Genomic DNA, 1,636 nt, shown 5'->3' with positions numbered 1-1,636 from the left:
CTTGCGTGGTGCTGGCACTGCTCGTGGTTCTCCTTACGCCTGGGATCGTAACAAACCCAGACATCAGGGACTCCATGAAAGCCGGAGCAGCTCAGCGTGATCATCAAGGGCTATGTGGACTCCCGAAGATCACGCGGTAGCCGCAGGTCACAACATAGACATCGTTCGCTGACGGGCAGTGTTCGACCAGGTCATGGCCCGGATCGCGGGCCGGTTCAAGCGGGTGGAGCCGCGTTCCACGGCCCATGCCTTCGCGTTCGGGCTGTTGTCCGGCGTCGAGCGTAAGAACTGCTGGCGGCTCGCCGAGCAAGCCGGTCACGCCCGCCCCGGGCCGATGCAGCCACTGCTGCGAAGCGCCCGCTGGGACGCGGAGGCGGTCCGCGACGACGTGCGCGCCTACGTGTCCGAGCACCTCGGCACCGACGACGGCGTCCTGGTCGCCGACGGGACAGGCTTCCTGAAGAAGGGTGCTGCCTCGGCAGGTGTACAGCGGTAGTACACCGGCACCCCAGGCCGGATCGAGAAAGCCAGGTCGGCGCTTCCTTGCCTACGCATCCCGCAAAGGGCGAGCATTGATCGACCGTCGGCTCTACCTGCCCGACGCCTCGTGGTGCCAGGATACCGAGCGCCGAACCCGGGCCGGGGTGCCCGACCACGTGGAGTTCGCGACCAAGCCCACGCTGGCCGGGCAGATGATCGCGCAGCCACTGGATGCCGGGATCAGCGCCTCCCGGGCAACCGGCGACGAGGCATACGGTCAAGACCCGGGCTTGCGTGCCCTGTTGGAGTCTCGACGGATCGGCTACGTTCTGGCCGTCGCTTGCAGCACCCGGGTGCGGATCAATCAGGGGCGAACCACTGCTCGCGCGGATGCCGTCGCCAACCGCCTGCCCGCCTCGGCCTGGCACCGGCAGAGCGCCGGGCCCGGTGCCAAGGGGCCGCGCTACTACGACTGGGCCTGGATCGAGATCGGCACCGACGGCCACCGGCACCTGCTGATCCGCCGCAACTCGACCACCGGCGAACTCGCCTTCTACCTGTGCTGGTCCCCGCGGCGAGTACCGCTATCCGAGCTGGTCCGGGTGGCCGGGACCAGATGGTGCGTCGAGGAGTGTTTCCAGGCGGCGAAAGGCCAGGTGGGACTGGACCACTACCAGGTCCGCCACTGGACCGCCTGGCACCGGCACATCACCCTGGCCATGCTCGCCCTGGCCTTCCTCGCGGTCCTCGCCGCTGACGCAACACCAGCGAGAACCGAACAGCCGAACTGGCCCGCCCGCAACACCGACCCACGACCGACGAGAACGTGAGACGGCCATGGACCAGGCCGGCGCGATGGGCGGCCTGAAGAGCCGACAGCACCGCCCGCGCCACCTCCCGCACCCGCCACGCCGCCGGGAACGGCCCGTGAGGCGGGCACAGGAAGCGGCCCGGCGCCGCGGCGGCAGCGGGTGCCCTGCCCCCTTGTCTGCCGGGCCTTCGATCACCCCGCATCCAAGGGCCGGGACGGGCAGTAGGATCGGCCACGTCGTCACCCGTACACCGCCGGTAGGAGGCTTTTCATGACCCAGGTCACGCTGAAGGGAAACCCGGTCCAGATCGGCGGCACACTGCCCGCACCCGGCACCCAGGCCCC

1 pseudogene is annotated in these 1,636 nt (G+C 69.3%); it reads left to right on the top strand.

Going from position 1 to position 1,636, the window contains the following annotated elements:
• The first annotated feature begins 193 nt into the window (after window positions 1–193).
• A pseudogene (locus tag ABZW30_RS46935) lies at window positions 194–1,310 on the top strand (IS701 family transposase).
• The last annotated feature ends 326 nt before the right edge of the window (window positions 1,311–1,636 follow it).

Origin of the sequence: Kitasatospora sp. NPDC004669 (assembly GCF_040609455.1) — a bacterium.
Taxonomy (GTDB): domain Bacteria; phylum Actinomycetota; class Actinomycetes; order Streptomycetales; family Streptomycetaceae; genus Kitasatospora.
The sequence above is the reverse complement of the archived record's forward strand: the minus strand, read 5'-3'. Positions and strand labels throughout refer to the sequence as shown.